Genomic DNA, 26853 nt, shown 5'->3' on the forward strand with positions numbered 1-26853 from the left:
ACTTCCGTTGCTAACAAGCGAAACATGTAGAAGGTCTAACTAGAATTAAACCTTACGGAAAAATCACTGCTGAAGAAAGCTTAAATCTATTAATTAAACAGAAAAGATATAATACAGCACTTATAAAACTTTTTGATAGAGCCCATAATATACAGACTTTAGGAGCTAAATCACCTAAGAAAGCTAAAAAAATAATAAAAGAAACTTTAATGAGCTTTTTACAAGTTTGTGCATATCTTGAGATATATAAAATAGAATATATATTGGTTCAACTTTGTTGGAATGTATTTAAACAACAAACTAACTTAAGCGAATTAAACTTGAAAGAACAGATTTTTAACTCTAATAATTATAACGAACTTTTTCAAGTGATTCAAAATGTGTCACTCCCCAGTAGAACGCTACACCCACCGGTATCATAATAAGAAGAATTCCGTAAGTTCCTAACATATTTACTAAGTAAGCTATGCCAAACGAAGTAACTACGTATATAAAAATTGATGAAAACGCATAAATAAGAGTAGTAAACGTAAATCTTTTAAATATTGGAAAATTTTTATAAAGTATTGATACAGCAGTACTGGTAGTTATACTCGTCATAACTAATAGTAATTGAATTTTAGATAAACTTGAAGAAGTAGTTATATTATTTAGTAAATAAATGCTAGAGGGCATACAAATTAAAAATATAATTGCTCTAACTTTTAATAATTTAAGAGGATGAAATTTTTTTGTTAACAAAACTAATGTAATCATTAAGATTAATTGAGCAATAGCAAGACAAAAATTATTTTTCATAATTTCAAGTGCAGTATAATTAAAATTTGTTTTTAATAATGATGCACAATAAATATACGTAAGATAAAAACAAGCAGACCCAGAATTTACAAGAAAGAAATAAGCTAAAATAGTTTTTATGTTAATTTTCTCTTCTACATATTCTTTAAATGATAATTCTTTATCATTTATTCCAAAATTTTCTAAAGTGTTTTTTATTCGACGTTTTGCATCTATAAACTCCGTTGATTCACGTAAATTAGTTCTTGCTATAAAACCTACTAAAGCTATTATAGTTCCTCCCCAAAAGGCATAACGCCAATTGAAAAGATAAGTAATACTAATAATACCAAATGCTAATGCCATAATGCCACCCCACTGAGCAGCTATATTTATTATACCTACATAGGTATATTGAACTGGCGGTTTAGTAGTCTCAGTAACATATAACTCTGCTCCTACTATTTCCCCCATAGAAGATACGCCTTGAGACATACGACAAATTATCATAATCCACGAAACTACTATGCCTTTTTCTGCATAAGTAGGTAAAGTAGCCATAATAAAACATGATATAGCCATTATAAATGTGGTAATAATAACAGTTGCTTTTCGACCTATATTATCACCTATCCATCCAAGTACCAAAGCCGCAAATGGTCTTAATAAATAAGTAGAACAAAATGCGGCAGCAGATAAAAGTGAAGCAACTTGAGGATCAGTTTTAGGAAAAAATAATTCATTGATAACTACTGCCATGGCACTGTCCAAATAAGTGTGTAAATTTCTCAAAGGTTGTATAGAAGAAAATATAACAAAAAGAGAAATTACAATGACACAGAAACAAAATGCTGCAATGGAACAAGCGATAGATTTATTGATCAATAATGATACAGATGTATCAATATTATTCAGGGAAGATGGTTTATTAAAAGAAATAACCAAGCGTCTTGTAGAGAGAGCTCTACAGTCTGAGATGAATAATCATTTAGGATATAGCAAGTACAATCAAAGTGATGCTCAGAATTCACGTAATGGTTATAACACAAAGAATCTGATTACAAAGAATGGTGCTGTTGAGATTGAAGTGCCAAGAGATAGAAATAGCAGTTTTGCACCATCATTAGTAGCAAAGCGTCAAAGAAGGCTTGATGGTTTTGATGATAAAGTACTATCTTTGTATGCTAAAGGTATGAGTTTATCAGATATAAAATTACAGCTTCAGGAGTTATATGGAGCTGATGTAAGCGAGAGTTTAATTAGCCAAATCACAGATGATATAATAGAGGATGTTAAGCTATGGCAAAGCCGTCCATTAGATCCAGTATATGCTATAGTATTTTTTGATTGTTTAATAGTAAAAGTACGTCAGGATAAACGGATTATCAATAAATCGGTATATGTTGCATTAGGTATTGATTTAGAAGGGCGGAAAGATATTTTGGGATTATGGATCAGTGAGAATGAAGGGGCTGAATTTTGGCTTGGAAATTTTACTGAGATGAAAAATAGAGGTATACAAGACATACTGATAGCATGTAGCGATAACCTTAATGGTATGTCTGAAGCTATAGGTGCTGTTTTTCCAAAGACGGAGCATCAATTATGTATTGTACATCAAATTAGAAATAGTTTACGATATGTATCATATAAGGACCGGAAAGAGCTTGCTGGTGATTTAAAACCTATTTATACACTAGCACAGAAAAAGAAGCACTTTCCGCTTTAGAGGCTTTTGAATCTAAATGGAATAAACAATATCCTCAAATTGCTAAATCTTGGTATGTTCACTGGGATAATTTAATGATTTTCTTAGGATACCCTGAAGAAATACGGAAAATAATTTATACAACAAATGCTGTGGAATCTGTTAATAGTCAACTCCGAAAAGTCACAAAAAATAAACGTGTTTTTCCAAATGATAATGCTGTTTTTAAAAGCTTATATTTGGCAATTGATTACATGACCAAAAAATGGTCCATGTCCATACCAAATTGGAACAAGGCTATGGCTCATTTTTTAATAAAATTTGACGAAAGAATCTAGGCTTTTGGAAAAGTTTACACACTTAATCGGGAAGACTCACTGCCATATGTATATATAGCATTAAATCAAAATACTCAAAAAATGTTCCAAAACATATTAATCCTATTGCTTCTTTTTGCTTACGTGTTAAGCTTCTTTGTTCTTTCTCATAGCCGAGCATAATTTCTTTACAAAAGTTAAATTGTAAAGAAATTATACTGTTTTATATAAAAGTCAATAGGAAATTTCGCTTTATACGATAAATAAGGAAGTGAAGTACAACTTATTATTGGCTTATTTTTACTATACATTAATGACGTTAATAGTATGATAATAAACTAATTGAGAGAAAAAAATATTTATACGTCAATCCGGTACTCGTATCCTCATATACTTTTTGTATGTTGCAGTGCAAGGTGAGTGTTTCCTCTTTATAAGATTAGGTTATGCAAGAGGGCTATTGATGATTTCCTATTTTACCTTATTAACCCTAAATCTTTTTTTGTAATTCTTTTTATATAATTATTTGGCGTATCTGTATTTTTATTAGAAATAGTATTGTTATTAATTAATTGTTTCCCGATTCTATTTACTATATTTTCTGTGCCGCTTAGTTCTAATTTCTTTTTTAACTGTATCGTTTTATATTCTTTATGATCATTAGTATTTGTATTTTCAACTGCTTTTGTTAACACGCTTTTATGGGTAGTTATTTGTTCTGGTTGTTTATAAAAAGGATTATGTGTTCTATTTATATCTTTTAGTATGTCTACTATTATATTTTGTGATGTTATTTTTTTTGTATCAGCATATTCTAATGCTGTCCTTAATGTTATTTCTTCACTAAGCTGATTAAATCTCTGTTGTTTTTCTTGATCAGTAAATTTAAAGTAATTCTTATCTTGTAATAAAGCGGTTAATGCTTCAGTTTGAACCGCTTGTTTATATCCTATCTCTGCTAATTCTTGGATATTTTTATAATTACCCATATCTGTTTTTTGTTTTTCTTGATTAATATTATGGTTTAACTCCTTAATTAACTTTATTCTATCCTGAATCTGATTTACTGAATCTTTAGAACCTTTTAATGATTGTAATCCTATATTTATTGATGAAATTATTTGTGCTACACCACCACCGATTATAGCTGCAGATACCCCTGCTACGTTTACTATATTACTTATTCCATTTGTTATAACTGATGCTATAAATAATGATTTGGTATTTTGAGTATTTTTACCTTTCGTTTGATTCGGATCATTATGTATATATAAATCATCTTTTAAAATATCTTTTAACTTCGGGTCAATTTTTAAAAGAGCTTGTTGTTTACTCAAATCGTCACGATGTTTTACTAATAATTTATTTTCTTGGGTAAGAAGACGTATCTTTCGAGTATGTACTACATCTATTATTGCTTTACCTACTATAGATGTTGCCATGGCAGCAGCTGATACAAACATAAATGGAGCTGTTGCGGGTGCTATAGTTGCCAGCATAATACTACTTGCTATTAATCCGAGTACACTAGCTGTGGTTTTATTAAAAAGAATCTTTCCTGTTATGTTGCTTATTTTCTTTATATTACTCCATGTTTTTGAGGTCTTAATACTATTTAGAATATTAGAGGTTCTTGAGTTAGCTTGTGCTTTATGCTCACTATTTGGCTGTTGTTCATGGTTTTTTAAGGCGTTTGTGCCTCTATTCATTAATTTTTGTATCCGTTCTTGCTCTATTATATATAAATCATCTTTACTTTTTACTGTTTCTTGAGAAATTATACGCTCCAAGTTACGCCTTTGTATAACTTCTATATCATCCATACTTCTAAATATTGGAGACCGCTTTTTAGGTGCTGTGTCTATATTATTATATGATGCCTTTTTTTTCTGTTCCTTTACAATATCTAAATCTTCTTCTAGGATTGTGCATATTTATTTTCCTTCTATAGGTCTTGCCATTCTATTCGCTCTATTTGTATGCCTTTAATCTGTTTTAGGGTGCATTATAGATAATTATTAAAATTTGTTAATAATTATCTATAATTAAATTACTTAAAATGCAAATTTAAGGTAAATATTTATCATGAATTAGTGATAATAGAGCAAAGATAGATAAATAATAACATAAACTAACTAAAAGTTATTGTATTATTAAAAAATTCATATATTAATTAAAATACAAAGTTATTTATTAATTATTATGTCAAATACACCTAAGTTAGAAAATCACTATAATAAATTGTTACAAGATATTATGCTTAAAACATTAGAGCAGAATAAAACTGTAGAAACCTATTTAATACAAGAAGATTTTAGTAGTGCTTTAGATGAGCTGCAAAAAATAAACGAAAAGCTTGAAGAATATTGTAAGATTTTTTCTCTGCTTGAAATAATTAAAACCGAACTCTCTGAAGAAGATAAATTATATAACTAATTATAATTGATATAAAAGGTGAAAGCCGCATTTCGCCTTTTATATTCAATAATAATTTCCTGCTTCAACTTCTAGCTTTTTAAAATGTGATATACCGAGGCTATAGCCTATAATAATAGGAATTACTATCATCAACAATCCTAAATTATTAAAACGTTCTGTTAAATAAACAAGCCCAAAAGAACTAATTACATACATAGCAGCTCGTGAAGAAGCATATATAAAGCTAGCATAGGTAAATCGTTTAAAAACCGGAAAACTTTTATGAAATATTGGAATTGCCGGAAATTCACTTGGAGAAAAAGTAACTACAATTAGTTGAATTAAGAGAATTTGCCAGCCTTGCGTTATATTATCTAATATTAATGGACTAAATAGAAGAAAAGTTAAAAATATTACTAATTGCGTTTTTAAAATTTTTAGTGGATGAAATTTATAGCATAAACACGTAAGTGCTAATGCTACAAAAAATTCTACTATAGAAATAGTGAAATTTTGATGTATTACTGCTTCAGCGGTATAGTGTAACGAATCTTTAAGTATATTACTACAATGAATATAAGCAAAATAGAACCATACCGGTTGTGCTAGTTGTATTAAAAAATAATAGATTGCAGTCTTCTTATTAACTTTTTCTTGCAATACAGGATTATTTTTTATCTTTGCTACATCAATTATATTACTATCTTTTATAGTTTCTTGTATTCTACGCTTAGCGTCAACAAAATCCGGTGTTTCACGTAAAGTAGTCCTAGCAGCACTCCCTATTAAAGCAATTCCTGCACCTACCCAAAATGCGATACGCCAATTAAAACTGTAAGATGTAACTAAAGTTGCTACGCCAAGTGCTACCGTTAATCCTAAGCTAGCACACATCCCCTACAAATGCTACGGCAGGAAAGCGTTTAAGAACTCCGACGGATTCCGTTAAATATAATTCTGCTCCTACTCTTTCTCCCATGGACGACATACCTTGCACTATACGGCATATTGTTACTATCCAAGCGGTACTAGCACCTACTTGGGCATAAGTAGGAAGATTAGCCATAACGATGCAAGAAAACGACATTAAAATAGTGGTAATAATGACTGTAGATTTCCGACCTCTATTATCTCCTATCTAGCCAAATAACAAAGCTCCTAAGGGTCTAAAAATAAAAGTAGAACAAAAAGAAAAAGCTGCAAGAAGGCGATTAACGTGAGTATCATATTGCGGAAAGAAAAGCTCATTAAGTAGTACTGCCATATGAACATATAGCATAAGATCAAAATACTCTAAAAAAGTACCTATCGATAGTAAGCCTATAGCCTGTTTTTGTTCTCTATTTAAATTTTTTTGTTTTTTTTCGTATCCCAACACAATTTTTTCTAAAAAGTTAATTTATAGAAAGGTTATATTGAGAAGATTTAAAGTCAAGGAAAAAGTTACAATATTTTATGATTATACTTATTTAAAACTTCTTTGACTAATGAAGTTGTTATTTTTCTTTTGGAAATTAAAGCAAAATAGTTAATATTTTCTAATATTTCTATAATTTTAGAATATTCCCTAGGCAAATTTACTAAAAGAAAATCTATTATTTGTCCTGATATTGTTACCGAAGAAATAGAAAAATGCTTAAATATTAGAATTTTGATTAATTCATCATCAGGTGAGTTTAATGCTATACTAAGTACTGATTTAATACGTGAAGATAAATCGGGTAAAGTAAAATTTCTGCTTTTATTAGATGAGGTAAGTAAAAGATATTTTTGTTTTTCATTAATAATATTAAATATATGAAGTAATGCCGGCTCTTGCCAGTTTTCAATATTTTCAATGATAAAAGCATTATATTTTTCTAAAATTTCTTCATTAAAAAAAATATCTTTAATAATATAGGCATTGCTTAAATTTTGCCATATTTTGGTTAAATAAGTTTTTCCTGACGAAGAAGGTCCTTTAATTAATAAAGTAAATTTATAAGGATTAACGCCAAAGTTGCACTGCCAATTTTTTATAATATTATAAGCTTGCTCGTTAGAACTAGAAACAATAAACTCATCAGGATGATATTTATTAGAAGTAATAAAACGAAATATATATTGCTGCATTTATTAATCCTTAGCAGCATTGTTGTAGGTCGAGGTGGTCGTTTTCATGCTTCTCTATGTCATTCCCGCGAAAGCGGGAATCCAGAAAAATAATCTTAATACCAGTACAAAAATTATACATTAATTCATAAAATAAACCTAAAAAAACAAGTTTTTTATAGGTTTGACTGGATTCCCGCTTTCGTGGGCATGACATTAGACACTTTTTAAAAATCATACAATAATATTATAACTTAGCCGTCTGTTCGATAGAATTTGCTAGATTTATAAAATTTAATTAGATTTAGGAGTAAAATTTTTGTAATCCCTGCAATCGGTATAGCAAAAAATATTCCAATAATTCCAAATAAACTGCCGCAGGCAAAAATCGAGAATATAATCCAAAGAGGATGCAACCCTATTTTATCACCGATAATTTTAGGGGTTAGAATATAAGATTCACAAATATTTCCGACTAGATAAATTATCATTATATATAGTAATTTGCTAGTTACACCAAAATTTAAATAGCCGATAATTAGAGTTAAAAGAAACGATATAAAAGTACCAAGAAAAGGAATAATGACTAAAAACCCTGTTAAAATACCGAGTAAAAGAGCGAGATCAATACCTATTACGGTAAATGCAATACTATAATAAGTAGATAATAATAAGCAAATATTTAGTTGTCCTCTTATGTAAGCAGATAACAGATTATTAATTGCCGATAATATTTCAAGGGTTTTCGGTCGGGTTTTTATAGGTAATAATGATTTCATGTTTGCAATAATTTTAGCCCAATCACGTAGGAAATAAAATAATATTATAGGTATAAGTAAAAATAAAACAAATATGTTAATGGTAATAATGGTATAACGCCAAAAATTATTAGCAATACTGCCAAGTATAGTAAATATACTATTTATAAAATCACTTAAAGAATTCTTGATTTTATCGGCAATATCAGGTTCTATCGAATAAATTTTTGCCATTATAGGAGGTAATATTTCTGCCTGTAAATAATTTTTATATTTTGGAATATTATTTATAAAAGTAAAAATTTGTCCATAAATTATCGGTACTAAAATAGTTAAGCTTAAGAAAAATATGCTCAAAAATATCAGATAAATTATGCTTGATGCAAATTTATTTGATATTTTAAATTTTGATGCGATAAAACCTATAGCAGGTTGTAGTAAGTAAGATATTATAAATGCGATAAAAAATGGTTTTACTGCGTCTGAAATTAGCATAAAACCGCTTATAAAAAGCCCTAAAAAAACTAGCCAAAATATAGCGGTTCTATTCATATTATTATTTTCTATTCGGATTTTTTAACTACTTGTACGGTAGCGGGTCTAAGTAGCCTATCTCTAATTTTATATCCTGATTGCATTAAAGTAATAATGCTATTCGGTGCATGATCAGGATGTTCTATCTGCGAAATTGCATTATGTAAATTATAGTCGAACATTGATCCTATTTCCGGCTTTATTTCTTCAATATGATGTTTATGAAAGATTTTGTCCAGTTCATCTTTAGTCATCTGAACGCCTGCAATAATATTTGTGACTTCTATATCAGAATTCGCCGGTTTATGAGCTAATGCTCTTGAAAGATTATCACTAACATTTAGTAGTTCTTTAGCAAATGTAGCAATTGCATAATCTTTTGCTTCGTCACGTGCTTTTTCTAAACGCTTTCTTGTATTATCTATTTCGGCAGTAGTTCTAATTAGCTTGTCTTTTAACTCTTCAATTTCTGCTTTTAACTCTGTTATTTCCGGATTTGCCGTTTCAACTATATCTTCAGCAATATCATTTATTGTTTGTTCATTATTTTCTATATTATCATCTATCATATTATTTACTTTATATTTATGTTCTTTTTTGAGATATATATAGATATAATAAAAATTTTTTCAATGGTATACTTGTTTAATTTAAAAAATTGCGGCGTCACTTTTCGCTTATAATCCTCACGTAGTATACCTACGCTGCGGTTATAAGCTTTAAAGTGTCTGGCTCTTTTTCAAATTAAACTTCGTCTACCGATTCTGTATATTTATTAGGAGTACAAATTGTATTATGAGACAGTCAGGAAGAAAAAGCAACCAATTACGTCCTATTTCATTAGAATTATCTCCGCTTATTAATGCGGAAGGTTCATGCCTTATTAAAATCGGTAATACACATGTCATGTGTAGTGCTACTTGCGAAACTACCGTACCGCCGTTTTTACGAGGGCAGAATCAAGGTTGGGTTACCGCTGAGTACGGCATGCTCCCAGGCTCTACATCCCAGCGTATTAAAAGAGAAGCAGCACAAGGGAAGCAAGGAGGAAGAACCCAAGAAATACAGCGTTTGATAGGAAGAAACATGCGATGTGTAATTGACTTGAAGAAACTAGGTGAGAGGCAGATTATTATAGATTGTGATGTTATTAATGCCGATGGCGGTACTAGAACGGCAGCGATAACAGGAAGCTACGTAGCATTACACCTAGCTATTAGATCATTGATGAAAAAGAGAATTTTAAAGGTAAATCCGTTAATTAGTCAAATTGCAGCTGTTTCTTGCGGGATATATAAAGGTGAGGCGATACTAGATTTGGATTATTTAGAAGATAGCGATGCTGAAGTGGATAGTAATTTTGTATTTGCAGGTAACGGTAATTTAATCGAAGTGCAAGGCACGGCAGAGAAAGAACCTTTTTCCGAAGAGCAGTTTATAGCAATGTTAAAACTTGCTAAAGGCGGTGCGGCAGAATTATTTAAACTACAAAATCAAGTGCTGCTTGGGGCTTAGAGGTGTTATTTTGTGGAGCGGTAAAATGTTCTTTATGTCATTCTGCGAGGCATTGCCCGCGTGGACACCACCCCGTCATTGCGAGCAGCCGTAGGCTGCGTGGCAATCTCATGAAATAATAATAAACTCCTGAGATTGCTTCGTCAATTACTACGTAATTTCCTCGCAATGACGTTACCTATCCGCACTTAAATTGAAGCGTAGGGATTATCATAAAAATTAGTATCTTCACCTGATAATATAATTATCTTATCTCGATTAGTATTATTTATAAATACCTTATGATTAAGATCTATTACTTTAACACTACTATGTGGTCCTAAGATTAATTCCTCAATATTACCTAGGCTTTTAAACGTGACCCGCTGATTAGCCCCAATTGTTATTTTATCGGGAGATATATTAATATTTGCTATTCTACTTTCTTTGGTAAAAGTAATATTTCTATATTTTTGATCGTTCATATTTTCCTCTTTAAATGAATTTTAAGTTGTAAAATCATTACTACAATATTTCATATACTACTTCAATTTAAAATTTTTTAATTTAGCTCTTTACTCAATTTATAATTGCTATTATAGTACATTTTTTAAATTTAAGCGGCTATGGCATTAAGATTATATTATTGTCTAATATGCCTTATAATTATTTTTTATATTAATAAGGTACATGCCTCGGCATGGTTGTTAGTGCAGGGAAGATATAGATATATTGTAGGGGGTAATAAAGTTAATAAGATATCAAAAAACGAGAAAAAGCAAAGAGAAGAAGCCGTTTTATACCTAAGAGAAAGAGTAACTTATCTATGGGAGTCCCTCAAAAAAGTAAGTGATCAGCCTAGTCTTCATGCAAAAATCTTGCGGCAAATAAAAAGATTAGAGCAGAAGAGTAGAATTATCATCTTACCAAGATGAGCAATTTGTAAATAGTTCAATAGAATATGGTATTACCGATAATCAGAATATAGGAGTACATTTTTTGTACAAAGAAGATAAATTTTTGAATGAAAAAAACATAAGCACGGATGCTTCTATTTACTATAAATTGAAGCTATTTGAAGATAAAGATTTTGTTATTTCAGCTCAGCCTAAAATTTTAATGAGTAAGAGTAAAAAACTTAAAGAAGATTTTTTAGGAGAAGTATCATTATTAATGGGAATGTCTAAAAATATCCTCTCTGTTACTATCTTTAATCAAAATATATTTAGCTTCGGACATTCAATTAATAATCTTAGTTCTAAGAAAATGTATTATAATTTTTCTACTTGTGAAGGGATTAAATTTAAAAACGGCATAATGCTTACAAGCTTTACAAAATACCATACTCGGCAAAATTACGGTTATGTATATGATAGTTCAGTTTATGAGCAGCTAGGAATTGCAAAGATAATTAATTTCGGTGAGGAAAATAAAAATTCAATCACTACTCAAATCGGTTATTTTTGGGATCACAGTCTTTCAAATAAGAAATATAAAATATCAGGTATAAGTTTTTCAGCATGGTTAGATGTATAGACGAAGATGTAATCTTAAGAATAATCAGAGATAAAAACTTATTGGGCAAAAAACAAATCACTAGTTTAAAAGCTATTATCGAAGAAGCAATTATCGATAATGAGATAATGATTGATATATTATATGAAAATAAAATATTGCCGCTGATAAGTAATATTTCGTATATTAAAATCTATAATTATTCTTATATACAAGCCTATGTAGTACATGGTTATTTTATATATGAGGATGGACAGGGTAATAAAATAACCGCTATAAATGATTTAAAAATATTATTTAGTCATGATAATTTTTTTAAATCTATAATGTTGATCAAGAAATATTATTTTTATAAATTATTAGAAAAAAATTTTTCTCATCTAACTAGTATTAAAGCAAAATATGCTCTTGAATTTAAAGCCGGATCGATTATTGCTAAGAATATTAATTATGCCAATAAAGTAATAATCTTTTTTGCTATGTTTATAGCTACCTTGATTTATTTGCCGACTTTATTTCATATTGTCAATAATATAAGCTATTGCTTACAAAATATTTTGAAATCTTTGTTATTTGTAAGGGCAGCCTCTATGTCATTCCCGCGAAAGCGGGAATCCAGTCAAACCTATAAAAAACAAGTTTTTTATAGGTTTATTTTATCAAGAATATGTAATTTTTGTACTAAGATTAAGGTTATTCTTTTGGATTCCCACTTTCGCGGGAATGACATAGAGGAGTGCAGGAATGACGTGAGGCCATATATATATGATGAAGCAAGCACCATCCAAAATCATAAGGCGAGCTCACAAATTGCTCAGAATGAGAAGAAAGCTTTGCCAATTTATACAATTTTAGTACCGTTATATAAAGAATTAAGTAAATTAAGGTCAATAATTAAAAATATTTCATTAATTAATTATCCAAAAGATAAGCTAGACGTTAAAATTATTATCGAAGATGACGATTATCTAATGATTAAAGAACTAGCTTTATATAATTTACCGTCTTATTTTCATGTTATATTTGTTCCAAAAAGCCTACCGAGAACCAAACCGAAGGCTCTTAATTATGCTCTAGAATATTCACGAGGTGAGTATCTAGTCGTATATGATGCTGAAGATAAACCCGAAACTGATCAGCTGCTTAAGGCTTTAGCAATGTTTAGAAATTTGCCGTCCGAATATGTTTGTCTTCAGGCTAAGCTCAACTTTTATAATAAAAATGAGAATGTTTTAACTAAATTATTTAATATAGAATATAGTTTATGGTTTGAATATATCTTGAAAGGATTAAGTTTATTAAAACTTCCTACCCCTCTTGGTGGTACTAGTAATCATTTTAAAACGGATATATTAAATAAGCTTGGCGGATGGGATGCTTATAATGTAACGGAAGATGCCGAGCTTGGTATAAGAATTTACTCACAGAACTATAAAGTAGCTATCCTTGATTCCTATACCTTAGAGGAAGCACCGAATAGTTTAGGTAATTGGCTAAATCAAAGGTCACGTTGGATTAAAGGTTTTCTGCAAACATTTTTTGTATTTAAAGCACGAAAAGATAAATACCGAAAATTTACTTTATTGCAAGTAATAACAATTTATATTTTTATCGGCTTATCTACCTATAATTTTTGGAGTTTACCTTTTATAATATTTTCTATTGCTATAAATAAAAATTCTATAATTAATTATTTATGGCTTATTAATAGTATTTTTTCGCTTTTATATCTTTATAGTACTGCTCTGTATATATTAAAGAATTCTTTAAAAAGCGGAAAAGTAAAATTTCAAGATATAGTAGCGTTGGTTTTATGGGGTAGCTATTTTATATTACATACCATCGCTTCATATAAAGCAGTATTTGAAATAATTTTTTGTCCTTTCAAATGGAGCAAAACTAAACACGGCACTAGTTTAGAGGATTTTGAGCAAGAATAGACCTCTTGTATAAACAAAGAAGAATTTGAAAGAGGTCCGTAAAAAAAATTTTATTCTTTCCTCTTGAACTAGCAAAAATAAAATATATATAGTATGTACATTTAAAGATTTAATAATTGGAGGTTAAAATGTCTTTTAAACCATTACATGATAGAATTGCAATAAAGCCTATCGAACACGAAGAAAAAACTAAAGGTGGAATTATTATTCCTGATACCGCAAAAGAAAAGCCGATGCAAGGTGAAATAGTAGCCGTAGGTAACGGTATTCGTAATAAAAAAGGTGAAATTCATCCTTTAGAGCTAAAAATAGGTGATAAAGTTTTATACGGTAAATGGGCAGGCACCGAAATTGAAATTAAAGGCGAAAAACTGATCGTTATGAAAGAAACCGACGTATTCGGTATCATTAATTAATTGTTTATTTGTAAAAGGAGAAATGGAATATGGCAAAACTTATTAAACATGGCTCAGAAGGTCGTGAACAAGTGCTAAAAGGTGTTGATATACTTGCGGATGCAGTAAAGGTAACTTTAGGTCCAAAAGGTAGAAATGTACTTATTGAGCAATCATTCGGTTCACCGAAAATTACCAAAGACGGTGTGACGGTTGCAAAATCGATCGAGTTAAAAGATAAAATTAGAAATGCAGGAGCTCAGCTATTAAAATCAGCTGCTACAAAAGCTGCAGAAGTAGCCGGTGATGGTACTACTACAGCTACGGTACTTGCTAGAGCATTAGCTCGTGAGGGTAATAAGTTAGTCGCAGCGGGCTATAATCCTATGGATTTAAAGCGTGGTATGGATTTAGCGGTAAACGCAGTAGTAGAAGAAATTAAAAAATCCAGTAAAAAAATCAATAGCCAAGAGGAAATCGCACAGGTTGGTACTATCTCTTCAAACGGTGATAAGGAAATCGGTGAGAAAATTGCTAAGGCAATGGAGGAAGTCGGTAAAGAAGGCGTGATAACCGTTGAAGAAGCAAAGAATTTTAGCTTCGATGTTGAAGTAGTTAAAGGTATGATGTTTGATAGGGGTTATCTATCACCGTATTTTGTAACGAATTCCGAGAAAATGGTTGCTGAGCTTGAAAATCCTTTCATCTTATTATTTGAGAAAAAATTATCAAATTTACAACCGATGTTACCTATACTTGAGGCTGTAGTACAATCACAACGTCCGCTATTAATTATTGCTGAGGATGTTGAGGGTGAAGCTCTTGCAACGCTTGTGGTCAATAGATTACGTGGTGGTTTAAAAGTTGCGGCAGTAAAAGCCCCAGGTTTTGGTGATAGAAGAAAAGCAATGATGGAAGATATTGCTATCCTAACTAAAGGTGAGCTTATTACTGAAGATTTAGGTATGAAGCTTGAAAATGTGAGTATTAAAAGTCTAGGGACGGCAAAAAGAGTAACAATTTCTAAAGAAAATACCGTAATTGTTGACGGTAACGGTGATAAGAAAAATATTGAAGATAGGGTATTACAAATTAAATCTCAAATAGCTGAAACTACTTCTGATTATGATAAAGAAAAACTACAAGAGCGTTTAGCTAAACTTTCCGGCGGTGTTGCCGTATTAAAGGTCGGCGGTGCTACAGAAGTTGAAGTGAAAGAGCGTAAAGATCGTGTTGAAGATGCACTTGCTGCTACAAGAGCTGCAGTTGAGGAAGGTGTTGTTGCAGGGGGCGGTGTAACATTACTTCACGCTTCACAAACTTTAAGAAATCTTAAAGTAGATAACAAGGATCAACAAGCAGGTATTGAAATAGTAATAGAAGCTTTAAAAGATCCGTTAAAACAGATTGTTGAAAATGCCGGTGAAAACGGTGGCGTAGTAGTTGGTAAATTACTAGAGCATAAGGATAAAAATTATGGCTTTAACGCTCAAGACATGCAATATGTCGATATGATTAAAGCAGGAATTATCGATCCGGCTAAAGTAGTGCGTACTGCACTTCAAGATGCTGCTTCCGTTGCTTCGTTAATTATTACCACGGAAACTTTAATTGTTGACGAGCCTTCTGATAAAGAAGATTCAATACCGCCAATGCGTGGTGGTATGGGAGGCATGGGCGGTATGGACTTCTAAGTCTATATCTCCATAAGATATGTTATGCAATAGATCTAATAAACTCGTCTTGTTGCATTGCTCGTTTCCATCATTGCGAGGAGACATTGCTGCATGGATCGGTTTTACCGCCGTCACCCCGTGGCTTGACCTATAGTACCGGACAATTTCTATTCTATGTCATTCCCGCCTCCGCAGGAAGATATTGTTGCGTGGACTGGTTTTCCGTCATTGCGAGGAAAAATTGAAAATTTTGACGAAGCAAACCAGTTAAAAATTCTGTGAATCAGAATTTTTTTAATCTTTTTCTGGATTGCCACGTCGCTTCGCTCCTCGCAATGACGGTTTTGGTATCTACGCAACAATGCCACGCAGAAATGACATAAACGAGCCATGCAACAACGCTGGCTTGACCACAGGGTCTAGTTAAAAACACTAATAATATTAGTATTTTTAGTTGTTTTACTGGGTACCGTGGACAAGCCATGGTATGACACCGAATGCGTTTTGTGGTCCACGCAGGCAATGCTTGTTATAATAACGATTTTAACAACGTACCGTACAACATATTATCAAGTCGCAGTTAGTATACTGAAAAACTGTTTTATGCAACAAATGGGTTTTAAAGCGATTCTTTGCTTAATTTGAAAATAAATTCTTTAATAAAACTCTTCCTTAAAAAATAAAATATAGAATTTCTTGTAATTATTTCAATAAATGATTGCAAATATTTTTTAATTAATTATAATAGCTCAACCTTTGGTATTTATCCTATGAGACTGTTAACAAAATAATTTTAAAGCTCATTAAATTCTTTTTAATTACAAATTATAAGGTTTTTTTAAAATAAGGATAGCTATCCTATCAAAAATCTTGTTAATTTCAATTAAAGTTATTTTGTTAACAGTCCCATATAGAAGATCAAAAGGTTTAAAGCGGTTTTGTCTTAATTATTAAGAATAGATTTTTTGTTAAAGCTATAGGCAAGCTTAATCTATAATATATATTCGTTTAATTTAAAAAATTAGTAATAAAAGTTTCTAGCTTTTGGTCGGTTAACTATGCTAACTAAAATTAGTAAGGTTTTAGAAAAATTACTATTCTTATTTTAAAAAAATCTTATAATTATACAGTTAAGAAAGACTAAAATAAGATAATTTAAATTTTATATGTAAAACTTAAAAAAATTAGGTTCTAAAAGATAAAAATAATAGGGTAGGGTAGTGCGAAGCTCGCCACAAGCTTAATTTTTCCTATTAATATCCAACTAAAGCTGGGTTTTATTAATATTTACTAAAAATAGCAAATTAATTAGAAATATTAATAGAATTTAATCAAGTTTATTGCTTTAATTGGTGTTTAGTTATTCGTAAGTATAACTATTAACTAAATTAGTATAAATTAAGGAGGTAGTTTTGCTCCAAAGGGTTATTAAACATTTAAATCATAATTTATCTGAACATGATATTACTGCTCAAATAACAGGTAGGATCAAACATCCAATATCAATTTTATATAAATTATATCGTAAGGGTATAAAGTTAGAAGAATTAACAGATATTTTTGCGATAAGAATAGTGGTAATAGATGAAGAGAAATGTTATAAAGCTTTAAAAGTAGTTCATGATCTTTATGAGCATGAAAAGGATAAATTTAAAAATTATATTCTTAATCCTAAGCCAAACGGCTATCAATCTTTACATACTATTATTACAACTGAGGATAATTATAAAATAGAGATACAAATACGTGATCATAAGATGCATTATCATGCAGAGAGCGGTGAAGCTGCACACTGGAAATATAAAGAAACATTATAATCATAATTTTGACAAGCTGGTTTTAGGATTTTCTGTAATCAATGGTGATAAAGGAGAAAAAGAAGCGATCATTAAACTATCTGCTGATCAGTTAGGATTACAAAAGTTTGAAATGACCACCGTTGGTAATTGGGATATGCTTGCAGCATATGTTAATTGTGGTTTTCCAGCATATGCAGGTGAAGACTACCCAAACTTATACACTCAACAAAAAGCTCAAGGAGTACTAGGTGCTTTTCCCAACCTAAAAAAAGCAAGCCCTGAGGGAACAAAATTTGCCCTTAGCGTCGGCGGATGGACTATGAGCGAAGCTTTTCATGAAATGGCTAAATCTCCAGCAGCTCGTAAAATATTCAATGACTCAATAGTAAAGTTTATAGAAAAATTTCCAATGTATAAACAAATTGATGTTGATTGGGAATATCCAGGAGCAGCAGGGAATAGTAACCCACATGGTCCTGAAGATGGTGGGAATTATACATTATTAGTTAAAGAGTTAAGAGAAACACTTAACGCCAAGGGGCATACAGATGTTGTCATTGCTATAGCAGCAGCTGATCCTGCAAAACTAGCACTATCAAATCTAAAAGACTTGGTTGATGCAGGAGTAACCCAAATTCACTTGATGACATATGACCTTTTCGGTGGTACCTACGGGGAGGGAAAATTAGCACACTATACTAACCTTTATAGTAGAGACGGCGACAATAAAGAGTGGTCTATAAATCAATCTGTAAAATATCTTATTGAAGAACTGAAGATCCCTGCGAAATGTGTGCATATAGGTTATGCAGGTTATAGCCGTAGTGCACGTGAGGTAGAGATAGAGTCAGTTTCTCCATTAAAGGGTACATATAAAGTAGATCCTCAAATAGTTGGAACTTTTGAAAACGGTGTTACTGAGCAGAATGATGTTTATTTTAATTATTTTGATCCAAGCACAGGAAAAGGGAAAAATGGATTTATACTTTATACTGATACAGTAGCTAATGCTGATTTCCTTTACAATCCTACATCTAAAGTATTTATGTCTATAGACACACCTAGAACTGTTAAAGCTAAAGCAGAATATGCAAAGAAACATGGTCTTGGAGGAATTTTCACATGGACCGTAGATCAGGATAATGGTGCACTATCTAATGCTGCACATGAAGGTTTAGGTCATAAATGTGTTAAGCAAAACATAGATATGAGTACATTTTATTTTGAGGGTGAAACTGAATTAGTAGGATATAGCAGCGATACTATTGTCCTCTAATAATTGCCTGCGTGGATTGGAAAACGCACTCGGTGTCATTTGGTAACTTGTTCACGGTGTCCAGAAAACAACTAAAAATACATTAGTATTTTTAACTGGATTCCGTGAATAAATCACGGAATGACAGAGGGAAAAACAGTTCACGCAACAATGCTTAAATTCCGTTACTATCTACTCAAAGCTTTTAGACCTTCCTTTAGACCGTCTTTTATAAATGAAATTTTAGCTTGTTTGCCGTCTGCAGTGATTAGTTCTAAATAATTATCGTTTGATAAAATCATATCTAGATCATCTTTTGTAATAACAGCCAAAGCCTGACAGCCGTTTACCGTACAATTTACGTATTTTCCGGCTGATATTCGTTTGTCACCGCTATTAATAACTGTACCTGCCGGAATTTGAACATTTGACGGGACTATTTCTATTATTTTTAATTCCTGTTCTTCTTGCTCCCCATTGAAATAACCTATGTGATAAATGGCTAATATTTCCTTTTCTTTATCTTTCTCTAGATTATTAATTTGTTGTGATAAGAAGCAAAGTTGTTTTTTCTCATTATTAAGAGTGCAATTTAAAGTCCAAGCTCCGTACTTTTTTGGTGCTGATGAAGCATCGGCATTTTCTACTCTGTATACAATAAAAGTACCGGTTATTATAAATAATCCACTAAGAACAAAAGCAACTTTTTTTATACAATCTTTCATATAATTTTTAACCTTTTTAAAATATTTTCTTTTCCTAAAATTTCTGCAATTTCAAATACGCTAGGTGAAGCCGTCATACCTGTTATTAAAGCTCTTACGGGTTTCATAATGTCATTTAGCTTTAAGCCATTATGAGTTGCTATTTCTTTAAATTTATTCTGCACGGATTCCTTATCAAACTGCTCAATCTTGTTTAAACCTTCTATAACTTGCTTAATCAAATCCTTATCGCAATTTTCTATAATTTCTTTTGCTTCTTGTTCATAAATAATAGGTGAATTTATCAAGTAAATCCTAGCAAGTTTGGCTAAATCTAGTAATGTTTCGCTTCTAACTAACAAGCTCGGCATTGCTTGTTTTATATAACTTACCTCTTTCTCACTAATCTTATAATTTTGTTTCAATATCTCTACAGTCTTTGAAGTTAAGCTATCATTGTCAAGCATTCTTAAGTAATGGGCATTAAGGCTATTCATCTTAGCAAAATCAAGCTTAGAAGGTGATTTACCGAGCGAATCAAGATTAAACCATTCTATAGCCTGAGTCATTGAGATAATTTCATCATCACCGTGACTCCATCCAAGACGCAGTAAATAATTACACAAACTTTCCGGTAAATATCCCATATCCTTATAAGCTTCAACGCCGAGTGCCCCATGCCTCTTGGATAATTTTGCCCCGTCTGCTCCATGAATTAAAGGTATATGAGTCATGCTCGGTACTTCATAGCCGAAAGCATGATAAATAGCGATTTGCCTTGCTGCATTGGTTAAATGATCGTCACCTCTAATAATATGAGTTATACCCATATCATGATCATCTACTACAACGGCTAGCATGTAAGTAGCAGTGCCATCTGCTCGGAGTAGTACCATATCGTCTATATGCGAGTTTTCAATTACTACATCGCCTTGTAAAGTGTCATGAATGGTTATACTACCTTCACGAGGTACTTTTAGGCGTATTACTGGTTTAATATCGGTAGGGTAGGTGGACGAATCTTTATCACGCCACTCGCTATTAAAAATAAAATGTTGTTTATTTTCTAAAGCTTTTTGTCGCTGTCTTTCTATTTCTTCTTGGCTAGTAAAACAATAATATGCTTTACCTTCTTGTAGTAATCTTAGTGCTGCCTCTTTGTAAAGATTATTACGTTTAGACTGGAATATAACTTCACCGTCCCAATCAAGCCCTAGCCATTTTAGACCTGAGAATATGGCTTCTACCGCTTCTTTAGTTGACCTTTCTTTATCAGTGTCTTCAATGCGAAGCAAGAACTTACCGTTATGATGCCTTGCAAACAAATAGTTAAAAAGGGCAGTTCTTGCTGAACCTATATGTAAAAACCCCGTCGGTGACGGAGCAAATCTAGTGATTACGTTAGTCATTTATTATCTTTTTTAAATATATACGTCATTGCGAGCGACTGTAGGCGTTGTTGCATGGCTCAAAAAACGCCCTCGGTGTCATACCGTGTAAAGGTTACGTAACCTTTACAATTGCGTGGACCGGTAATGCTCTTTATGTCATTCCTGCGAAAGCAGGAATCCAAAAAAAAAAGCATACATATAACAAATTTTTGAAATTAAAAGCTAGATTTATCTCGCTTTATGATGGATTCCTGCTTTCGCAGGAATGACAGCGAGTGTGTTTTTCGAGCCATGCAACAAGACCGCAGCCATGGCTGCGTGGCAATCTCAGGATATTTGACGAGATTGCTTTGTCAATTACTTCGTAATTTCCTTGCAATGACGGTTCGTCTTTCTCCCCAAACACATAAAATAATTTACGTCTATATCGTTGCTTAATTTCCATTCATTTTTAGCAGGATCATATACCAAGCCTTTCAGCTCTTTAATTTCAATGTCGGTATCCGTAAGCATTTCATAAATTTCCGACGGTTTTAGGAATTTGCTATAATCATGAGTGTTTTTAGGCACCCAACCTAAAACATATTCAGCAACTATTATTCCAAGTACATAAGCTTTTTTAGTACGGTTAATCGTAGAAATTATTGCCATACCGTTTGGCTTAATATGCCCCACCAAATTTAGTATAAATTGCTGCACGTTTTCTACATGCTCAATAACCTCAAGACAAATTACTACATCATATAGCTTGTCACTCTGTAATTCTTCTATAGTAGATTGTAAATAATTTACTTTTACGCCGTTTTCCTTAGCATAAGTGCTTGCCGTTTCAATATTACTTTGTAGTGCATCAATGGCTGTAACGTTAAAACCTTGAGCAGCTAAAGGCGTTGCAATTAATCCTCCACCGCAACCGACATCTAATATTTCTAATTTAGAAATATCGTTGTAATGCGAGGTTATTTTCTCTATTATATATTCAAGGCGAATAGGATTTATGCGGTGTAAGATACCGAATTCCCCATCCTTATTCCACCAATTATGAGAAATTTTCTCAAATTTTTCTAATTCTTTTTTATCGATTGAAGACATAGTCTATGATTCTTTCCAATGTCATCCCGTGGCTTGACCACGGGTTCCATTAAAGTTCTTAGGCTGTATTTATGGAACCCGTGGTCAAGCCACGGGATGACAAGAGGCCATACAACAAACATATATAATATACTCAGATGACTTTAATAATACTAGCCTTAATTTTAATTAGCTGCATATTTGCTCCCCTTGGCTGCATTGCCCTATGGAAGAGATATATTTATTTTGGTGACGGGCTTGCTCATAGTAGTTTTTTAGCGGCCAGCATAAGTATTATAGCACATTTCCCATTAATATATTCAGGGATAATAGTTGCGATTCTTTTTTCATTTTTTGTGTTTATTTTTAAAAATAATTCTGAAAAAAATGCAGTTATTAATTTGATTTCTAGCTTTATGCTAGCTGTTGCTTTGGTTATTAGTTATTTTACTTCTTTGCAGAATAATATAGTGAATTTGTTGTTTGGGGATATTTTATCCGTGTCTTTTAATGATTTGATTATACTAGGGGTAGTGCTAATAACTATTATAAGCTTTATAGTATATTTTTATAATCAAATTCTTCTTATAATCATCAATAGAGATATTGCAGTCATAAAAGGCTTAAAGGTTAATATTATTGAGCTAATATTTTTACTTCTTCTCTCATTATCGGTATTTTCTGCTATAAAGATTGTTGGAGCATTGATGGTAACCGCTGTTTTACTTATTCCTGCTATGATCGCACGGTTTATAGCATATAGCCCCTCTCAGATGATTATAATATCAATTCTTATCTCTTTATTTATTAATTTTTGTGCTGCACTTAGTTCTTTCTATTTTGACTTACCTTTAACTCCATTGTTTATTATATTAGGTACGTTTATTTATGGTTTGTTGTATTTAAAGCGATTATTATGAACAAAAATGAATTTACTGAATATGTCAAAGAATTGTTAGAACCATATGGTTCAGTAGCCGTTCGTGCAATGTTTGGTGGATATGGTATATATAAGGGTGGTGTTATGATAGGAATTATTAAGAGCAATGAATTATATTTTAAGTCAGACCTAAGCACTTATGAATATTTTCAATCTTTCGGTTCTGAGCCATTTATATATCAAAGTAAAGGTAAACTTGTAACTTTATCATATTGGAAGGTGTTATCTGAAATTATGGAGGATCAAGAGTTATTAGGCAAGTGGTTTAAATTAGCTTTGAATGCTGCTATCAATAGTCAAAAGAAAAAATAAATGTTACCCTGTGACCCCTCCGACGTTGTTGTGTGTAGAGTTTTTTTTCGTCATTGCGAGAAGACGCCATAGGGGTCGACGAAGCAATCTCAGGCAAGATTTCTGAGATTGCCACGCTCCTTCCAGTCGCTCGCAATGATGTTAGAATCTATCCACATTCTTCATAATCTCAAGATAGTCTATCTTACCACTTGCAAGCAAAGGTATTTCTGAATCGGTGATAATTACTTTCGGTAAATGTAGTAAAGAAATTTGAGCTTTAGATACAGTATCTGCAAAATTTTCTCTATTTATATCGGAACCGGTAGTAAGTAAAATAATTTTTTCTCCGTGCGTTTTATCGGCGATGGAAATAGCAGCATGCAAGGAATCAGGAGCAATTTCGCTTGCAAGTTCTTCAATCTTTGTAAGAGATATCATTTCCCCCACTATTTTAGCAAAGCGTTTTAAACGTCCTAAAATTGTTATATATCCTTCAGAATCGATTTTGACTATATCGCCTGTGTCGTACCATTCTTTATAAGTACGGTGACCTTCTAAGTCCAAGTAACCAAGCATGATGTTAGGACCTCTAATGAATAAACGTCCCCCTTCATTTATTCCCTCTACTTTCTCAAGCTTATAATCAATTTTCGGTAATAATCTTCCCACCGTGCCTGCTTTATTATGCATAGGGGTATTGCAAGCTATAATAGGTGAGGCTTCTGTAATCCCATATCCTTCAAAAATACGTATGCCGTACTTATTAAGCCAGAATTGTCTTGTAGATTCTTTTAATTTCTCGCTACCGGCAAATATGTAGCGTAATGAGTAAAAATCATATGGGTGAGCGTAATTAGCATAACCGTTTAAAAAAGTATCGGTAGAAATTAATATAGTTGCTCCGATATCGTATATAACTTCAGGAATGCTGCGATAATTTAGTGGAGAAGGATATAGAAACAGCTTAATACCGTTTAAAGTTGTAATAATTGCACCACCAAGACCAAAGCAATGAAATAAAGGTAATGAGTTAAATACTATATCTTCAGGACTAAAAGGTACTTTAGCAGTTATTTGATATCTATTAGTTTGTAAATTCCTGTGAGATAATAATACGGCTTTAGGTTCACCTTCAGTACCTGAAGTAAAAATTATCACTGCCGGTTTTTCGTCTTCATGATTACGGCAAAAATAATTGTAATAAGTTTGGGCAAAATAACTTCCTATTTTTGCTTTTAGTTTTAGAGCTGTACCAATTTGATTTTTAAAATCTTCTAAATATATTATTTTAATACCGAAATCTAATAAGTTAGTTATTAATTCATGTAAATTTGCTTTCTCGATAAATTGTTTTGAAGTGTAAACTACTTTAATTTGTGCAAGTTTACAGGAGTTAATAATAGTACTTATACCGCTACTCCAGTTAATTATAGCAGGAACATAACCGCTAGATTGCATAGCGTAAAAAGTAATTAACGTATTCGTGGTATTAGGCAACATTAAGCCTAAATTTCTGCCAAAGATATTATTCTTTTTGATTAAATCACCTAGGATAAAAGATTTTAATATTAAATCTCGATAAGTAACCGCATTATTTTCAAAATCATCAACTATTTTTTTCTTAAATCCATGAATTTTAGCAGCTTCTATAAGAGATGAGAATAAAGTGTTTTTATAGTCTGAGCTCTCAAACATCATGTCAGCCATGATATCATAAAGAGTCCTAGATATATAACTGCGTCGTTCTTGATTACTTGCAGCATCCATATTAGCGAATTTTACCGGCGGTAAAACGGTTATAGTAATTTTAGGAAATATTTTTCTTTTTAATATGTTTTTTAATTTTGATAAATGAGTGAATTGAGTACCGTCTATTCTAACAGGTAAAACGGTAGCACCGGCTTTATCGGCAATCATTCCCGGTCCTTCGTATATTTTCATTAAAGAGCCGGTAACGCTTATTCTACCTTCAGGAAAAATTGCTACTTTCTGGTCTTTTTGTACTTCTTTTACTAAAGTCTTTATTGCCATTGGGTTACTTGGATCAACCGGCAAAGTTCTTGCCATACGTAAAAACGGTTTAATCCACCATATTTTTTGTATATCGGGACTAATTGCAAAAGTCATTTCTTCTCGTAAGTAAGTAGCAATTAGCGGTGGATCGAGATATGAAATATGATTAGCGACAACTACTACTTTTTTCCCGGCTTTTTGGAAATTTTCAAATCCTTTTACTTCAACTTTATACATAAGATCAAAACAGATTTGGAATATTCTTCGTAATAGCTTAAACGGAATAATTTTAACTTCAGGTATTAAACGGTAAATATATATAGTGACGATTATATTAGCTAGGCTAATAAATAATATAATCCAGGGTATAGTGAAATTTAGGTAAAATAATAAAGATAAAATAATTGTTGATCCCACCATGAAAATGGAATTAATGAGGTTATTAACGGCAATAATTCGGCTACGATGAGCAGGGTTTGCATAATGCTGTAATATAGCAAAAAGGGGAACGATATATAAACCGCCTATTGCTGCTAAGAAAAATAAATCTATAACTATTCGCCAATTATGTCTTTTTGATAAAAATACCAAAATACTTTTTAGCTGAGTAGGTTCATAGTTAACTGAGCTAATTCTACTTGCGAAGAATAAATCAATACCGAAAATACTAATGCCTAGGGCTGAAATAAATAGATATTTAACGGTAATCTCATCTTCAAATATTTTGCTACATAAAAATGAACCGACCCCAACACCAAGCGAGAAAACTGCTAAAAATAAGTTAGCAACATTCTCATCAGCTTTAAAAGTTATCTTAGCAAGTAAAGGTATTTGTGAAATTATAGCAGCTCCGATAAACCAAAACCATGAAATACCAAGTATAGCTAAATATATATGTTTTTTTGCTTTGGCATATTTAATCATATTTATGCTTTCATCTATAATATTAAAATTTATTTTAATATCACGATTTGCATTTTTAGATTTTGGAGAGAAAAGGCTTGTAATGAAGCCGAGAAAAGCGATGGTAATTAAGGAATAAATTATAAAATTATTGCTGATTGTATAATAGCTGCCGATTATAGTACCGATAAAAATACCGATAAAAGTTCCGGCTTCAACAAAGCCGTTAGCTCCAAGTAGTTCGTCTTTATTTAGGTGATCAGGTAATACGCTATATTTTATTGGACCGAAAAAAGTAGAATGTATACCCATTAAGCAAATAGAACAGAATAGAATTAGCAGATTATTATGATAAAATCCATAAATTGCAAAGGCAATTATACCGATTTCACAAATCTTAATAATCTTAATAAGGCTTGCACGTTCGTATTTGTCGGCAATTTGTCCTGCTATGCTTGCGAATATTATGAAAGGTAGTACAAAAGTAGCATTAGCAATTAAAACGAGTAGATTATTATATTTACTTAAAGTACCAGTAATGCCGTAAGTTATAAGGATTACTAGAGCATTTTTTAATATATTATCATTAAGACAACCACATAACTGTACTATAAAATTCGGTAAAAATCGTCTATCTTTGAAAAGATATAATTTGTTTGTGTCCATATTATATTAAATATTTAAAATACCGATTTTGTTGGATTCAAATCGTCATGAGCTACGGAAAAATTGAAAATTTTGTACGTCCGCAATCTCAGGATGCTTGACAAGATTGCCACGTCGGGACTATATCCCTCCTCGCAATGACGGAAAAACCAATCCATGCAACAAAATCTAAACTCCCCAAATATTAGCAATTT

The 26853-nt window shown here is 31.7% G+C and carries 24 protein-coding genes and 3 pseudogenes; 13 read left to right on the forward strand and 14 right to left on the reverse strand.

Translation table 11 applies throughout. From position 1 onward, the window contains the following. Positions 1 to 17: 17 nt before the first annotated feature. Positions 18 to 422 (forward strand): annotated as a pseudogene (locus RF_RS11265) (HD domain-containing protein); the annotation flags it as partial. On the opposite strand, the gene RF_RS02130 reads toward RF_RS11265, so the two are convergent. Beyond that, on the reverse strand, positions 343 to 1722 hold the full coding sequence (locus tag RF_RS02130) for an MFS transporter (RefSeq protein WP_318248850.1): 1380 nt from the start codon (positions 1720 to 1722) through the stop codon (positions 343 to 345). The pseudogene RF_RS11265 and the gene RF_RS02130 sit on opposite strands and share 80 nt — an antisense overlap. Between RF_RS02130 and RF_RS02135 the strand changes: the two are divergent. Further along, positions 1610 to 2823: pseudogene (locus RF_RS02135) on the forward strand (IS256 family transposase). The gene RF_RS02130 and the pseudogene RF_RS02135 overlap by 113 nt on opposite strands. A gap of 31 nt (positions 2824 to 2854) precedes the next feature. Here the strand turns inward: RF_RS02135 and RF_RS02140 are convergent. Together RF_RS02140 and RF_RS11270 are read right to left on the reverse strand one after the other, a co-directional pair. Next, positions 2855 to 2983: pseudogene (locus RF_RS02140) on the reverse strand (MFS transporter); the annotation flags it as partial. A gap of 295 nt (positions 2984 to 3278) precedes the next feature. Then, entirely contained in the window at positions 3279 to 4625 is a 1347-nt protein-coding gene (locus RF_RS11270) for a hypothetical protein (protein WP_011270730.1), read from the reverse strand. Between the two features lie 379 nt (positions 4626 to 5004). Between RF_RS11270 and RF_RS02155 the strand changes: the two genes are divergently transcribed. Next, on the forward strand, positions 5005 to 5238 hold the full coding sequence (locus tag RF_RS02155) for a hypothetical protein (protein ID WP_011270731.1): 234 nt from the start codon (positions 5005 to 5007) through the stop codon (positions 5236 to 5238). A 45-nt stretch (positions 5239 to 5283) separates the two neighbouring features. Here the strand turns inward: RF_RS02155 and RF_RS02160 are convergent, their stop codons facing one another. From RF_RS02160 to grpE, 6 genes are all read right to left on the reverse strand, one after another. After that, complete coding sequence (locus tag RF_RS02160) at positions 5284 to 6114, reverse strand: MFS transporter (RefSeq protein WP_011270732.1); 831 nt, start codon at positions 6112 to 6114, stop codon at positions 5284 to 5286. After that, positions 6104 to 6286: a proline/betaine transporter gene (locus tag RF_RS11275; protein WP_200885857.1), complete on the reverse strand. Its 183-nt coding sequence runs from the start codon at positions 6284 to 6286 to the stop codon at positions 6104 to 6106. The genes RF_RS02160 and RF_RS11275 overlap by 11 nt, the downstream gene beginning before the upstream one ends. Positions 6287 to 6358: 72 nt before the next feature. After that, on the reverse strand, positions 6359 to 6598 hold the full coding sequence (locus tag RF_RS02170) for a hypothetical protein (RefSeq protein ID WP_011270734.1): 240 nt from the start codon (positions 6596 to 6598) through the stop codon (positions 6359 to 6361). A gap of 65 nt (positions 6599 to 6663) precedes the next feature. Then, the gene (locus RF_RS02175) at positions 6664 to 7332 is read right to left on the reverse strand and encodes an HdaA/DnaA family protein (protein ID WP_011270735.1); all 669 of its coding nucleotides are present in this window, start codon (positions 7330 to 7332) and stop codon (positions 6664 to 6666) included. A gap of 233 nt (positions 7333 to 7565) precedes the next feature. Beyond that, entirely contained in the window at positions 7566 to 8621 is a 1056-nt protein-coding gene (locus RF_RS02180) for an AI-2E family transporter (RefSeq protein ID WP_011270736.1), read from the reverse strand. 11 nt (positions 8622 to 8632) lie between these two features. Then, positions 8633 to 9172, reverse strand: coding sequence for a nucleotide exchange factor GrpE (gene grpE, locus RF_RS02185; RefSeq protein WP_011270737.1), 540 nt, complete (start codon positions 9170 to 9172; stop codon positions 8633 to 8635). A 226-nt stretch (positions 9173 to 9398) separates the two neighbouring features. Here grpE and rph point away from each other — a divergent pair, with 226 nt between their 5' ends. Next, the gene (gene rph, locus RF_RS02190) at positions 9399 to 10118 is read left to right on the forward strand and encodes a ribonuclease PH (protein ID WP_011270738.1); all 720 of its coding nucleotides are present in this window, start codon (positions 9399 to 9401) and stop codon (positions 10116 to 10118) included. A 188-nt stretch (positions 10119 to 10306) separates the two neighbouring features. On the opposite strand, the gene RF_RS02195 is transcribed toward rph, so the two are convergent. Beyond that, the gene (locus tag RF_RS02195) at positions 10307 to 10582 is read right to left on the reverse strand and encodes a hypothetical protein (protein WP_011270739.1); all 276 of its coding nucleotides are present in this window, start codon (positions 10580 to 10582) and stop codon (positions 10307 to 10309) included. Positions 10583 to 10723: 141 nt separating this feature from the next. Between RF_RS02195 and RF_RS02200 the strand changes: the two genes are divergently transcribed. From RF_RS02200 to RF_RS02230, 7 genes are all read left to right on the forward strand, one after another. Then, entirely contained in the window at positions 10724 to 11032 is a 309-nt protein-coding gene (locus tag RF_RS02200; RefSeq protein WP_011270740.1) for a hypothetical protein, read from the forward strand. 64 nt (positions 11033 to 11096) lie between these two features. Beyond that, the gene (locus RF_RS02205) at positions 11097 to 11633 is read left to right on the forward strand and encodes a hypothetical protein (protein ID WP_011270741.1); all 537 of its coding nucleotides are present in this window, start codon (positions 11097 to 11099) and stop codon (positions 11631 to 11633) included. Then, entirely contained in the window at positions 11618 to 13552 is a 1935-nt protein-coding gene (locus tag RF_RS11280) for a glycosyltransferase family 2 protein (protein ID WP_011270742.1), read from the forward strand. Before RF_RS02205 ends, RF_RS11280 begins: the two co-directional genes overlap by 16 nt. A gap of 128 nt (positions 13553 to 13680) precedes the next feature. Further along, entirely contained in the window at positions 13681 to 13968 is a 288-nt protein-coding gene (locus RF_RS02215; RefSeq protein ID WP_011270743.1) for a co-chaperone GroES, read from the forward strand. Positions 13969 to 13997: 29 nt separating this feature from the next. Then, positions 13998 to 15641, forward strand: coding sequence for a chaperonin GroEL (gene groL, locus RF_RS02220; protein ID WP_011270744.1), 1644 nt, complete (start codon positions 13998 to 14000; stop codon positions 15639 to 15641). Positions 15642 to 17035: 1394 nt separating this feature from the next. Next, positions 17036 to 17440: a bifunctional (p)ppGpp synthetase/guanosine-3',5'-bis(diphosphate) 3'-pyrophosphohydrolase gene (locus RF_RS02225; protein ID WP_011270745.1), complete on the forward strand. Its 405-nt coding sequence runs from the start codon at positions 17036 to 17038 to the stop codon at positions 17438 to 17440. Beyond that, positions 17403 to 18698 (forward strand): glycosyl hydrolase family 18 protein, encoded by a 1296-nt coding sequence (locus tag RF_RS02230; RefSeq protein WP_049749306.1) that lies wholly within the window; start codon positions 17403 to 17405, stop codon positions 18696 to 18698. Before RF_RS02225 ends, RF_RS02230 begins: the two co-directional genes overlap by 38 nt. Before the next feature lie 167 nt (positions 18699 to 18865). Here the strand turns inward: RF_RS02230 and RF_RS02235 are convergent, their stop codons facing one another. From RF_RS02235 to ubiG, 3 genes are all read right to left on the reverse strand, one after another. Further along, positions 18866 to 19402, reverse strand: a complete 537-nt coding sequence (locus tag RF_RS02235; RefSeq protein WP_011270747.1) for an invasion associated locus B family protein — start codon at positions 19400 to 19402, stop codon at positions 18866 to 18868. Next, the gene (gene gltX / locus RF_RS02240; RefSeq protein ID WP_011270748.1) at positions 19399 to 20790 is read right to left on the reverse strand and encodes a glutamate--tRNA ligase; all 1392 of its coding nucleotides are present in this window, start codon (positions 20788 to 20790) and stop codon (positions 19399 to 19401) included. Before gltX ends, RF_RS02235 begins: the two co-directional genes overlap by 4 nt. 339 nt (positions 20791 to 21129) lie before the next feature. Then, positions 21130 to 21864: a bifunctional 2-polyprenyl-6-hydroxyphenol methylase/3-demethylubiquinol 3-O-methyltransferase UbiG gene (ubiG, locus tag RF_RS02250; protein ID WP_011270749.1), complete on the reverse strand. Its 735-nt coding sequence runs from the start codon at positions 21862 to 21864 to the stop codon at positions 21130 to 21132. A gap of 137 nt (positions 21865 to 22001) precedes the next feature. Between ubiG and RF_RS02255 the strand changes: the two genes are divergently transcribed. Both RF_RS02255 and RF_RS02260 read left to right on the forward strand, forming a co-directional pair. After that, complete coding sequence (locus RF_RS02255) at positions 22002 to 22763, forward strand: metal ABC transporter permease (protein ID WP_011270750.1); 762 nt, start codon at positions 22002 to 22004, stop codon at positions 22761 to 22763. After that, a complete protein-coding gene (locus RF_RS02260; RefSeq protein WP_011270751.1) occupies positions 22760 to 23095 on the forward strand; it encodes a TfoX/Sxy family protein in 336 nt (111 codons plus the stop codon). The genes RF_RS02255 and RF_RS02260 overlap by 4 nt, the downstream gene beginning before the upstream one ends. 141 nt (positions 23096 to 23236) lie before the next feature. On the opposite strand, the gene RF_RS02265 is transcribed toward RF_RS02260, so the two are convergent. Beyond that, on the reverse strand, positions 23237 to 26659 hold the full coding sequence (locus tag RF_RS02265; protein WP_011270752.1) for an acyl-[ACP]--phospholipid O-acyltransferase: 3423 nt from the start codon (positions 26657 to 26659) through the stop codon (positions 23237 to 23239). Positions 26660 to 26853: the final 194 nt, after the last annotated feature.

The organism is Rickettsia felis URRWXCal2 (genome assembly GCA_000012145.1).
GTDB lineage: Bacteria > Pseudomonadota > Alphaproteobacteria > Rickettsiales > Rickettsiaceae > Rickettsia > Rickettsia felis.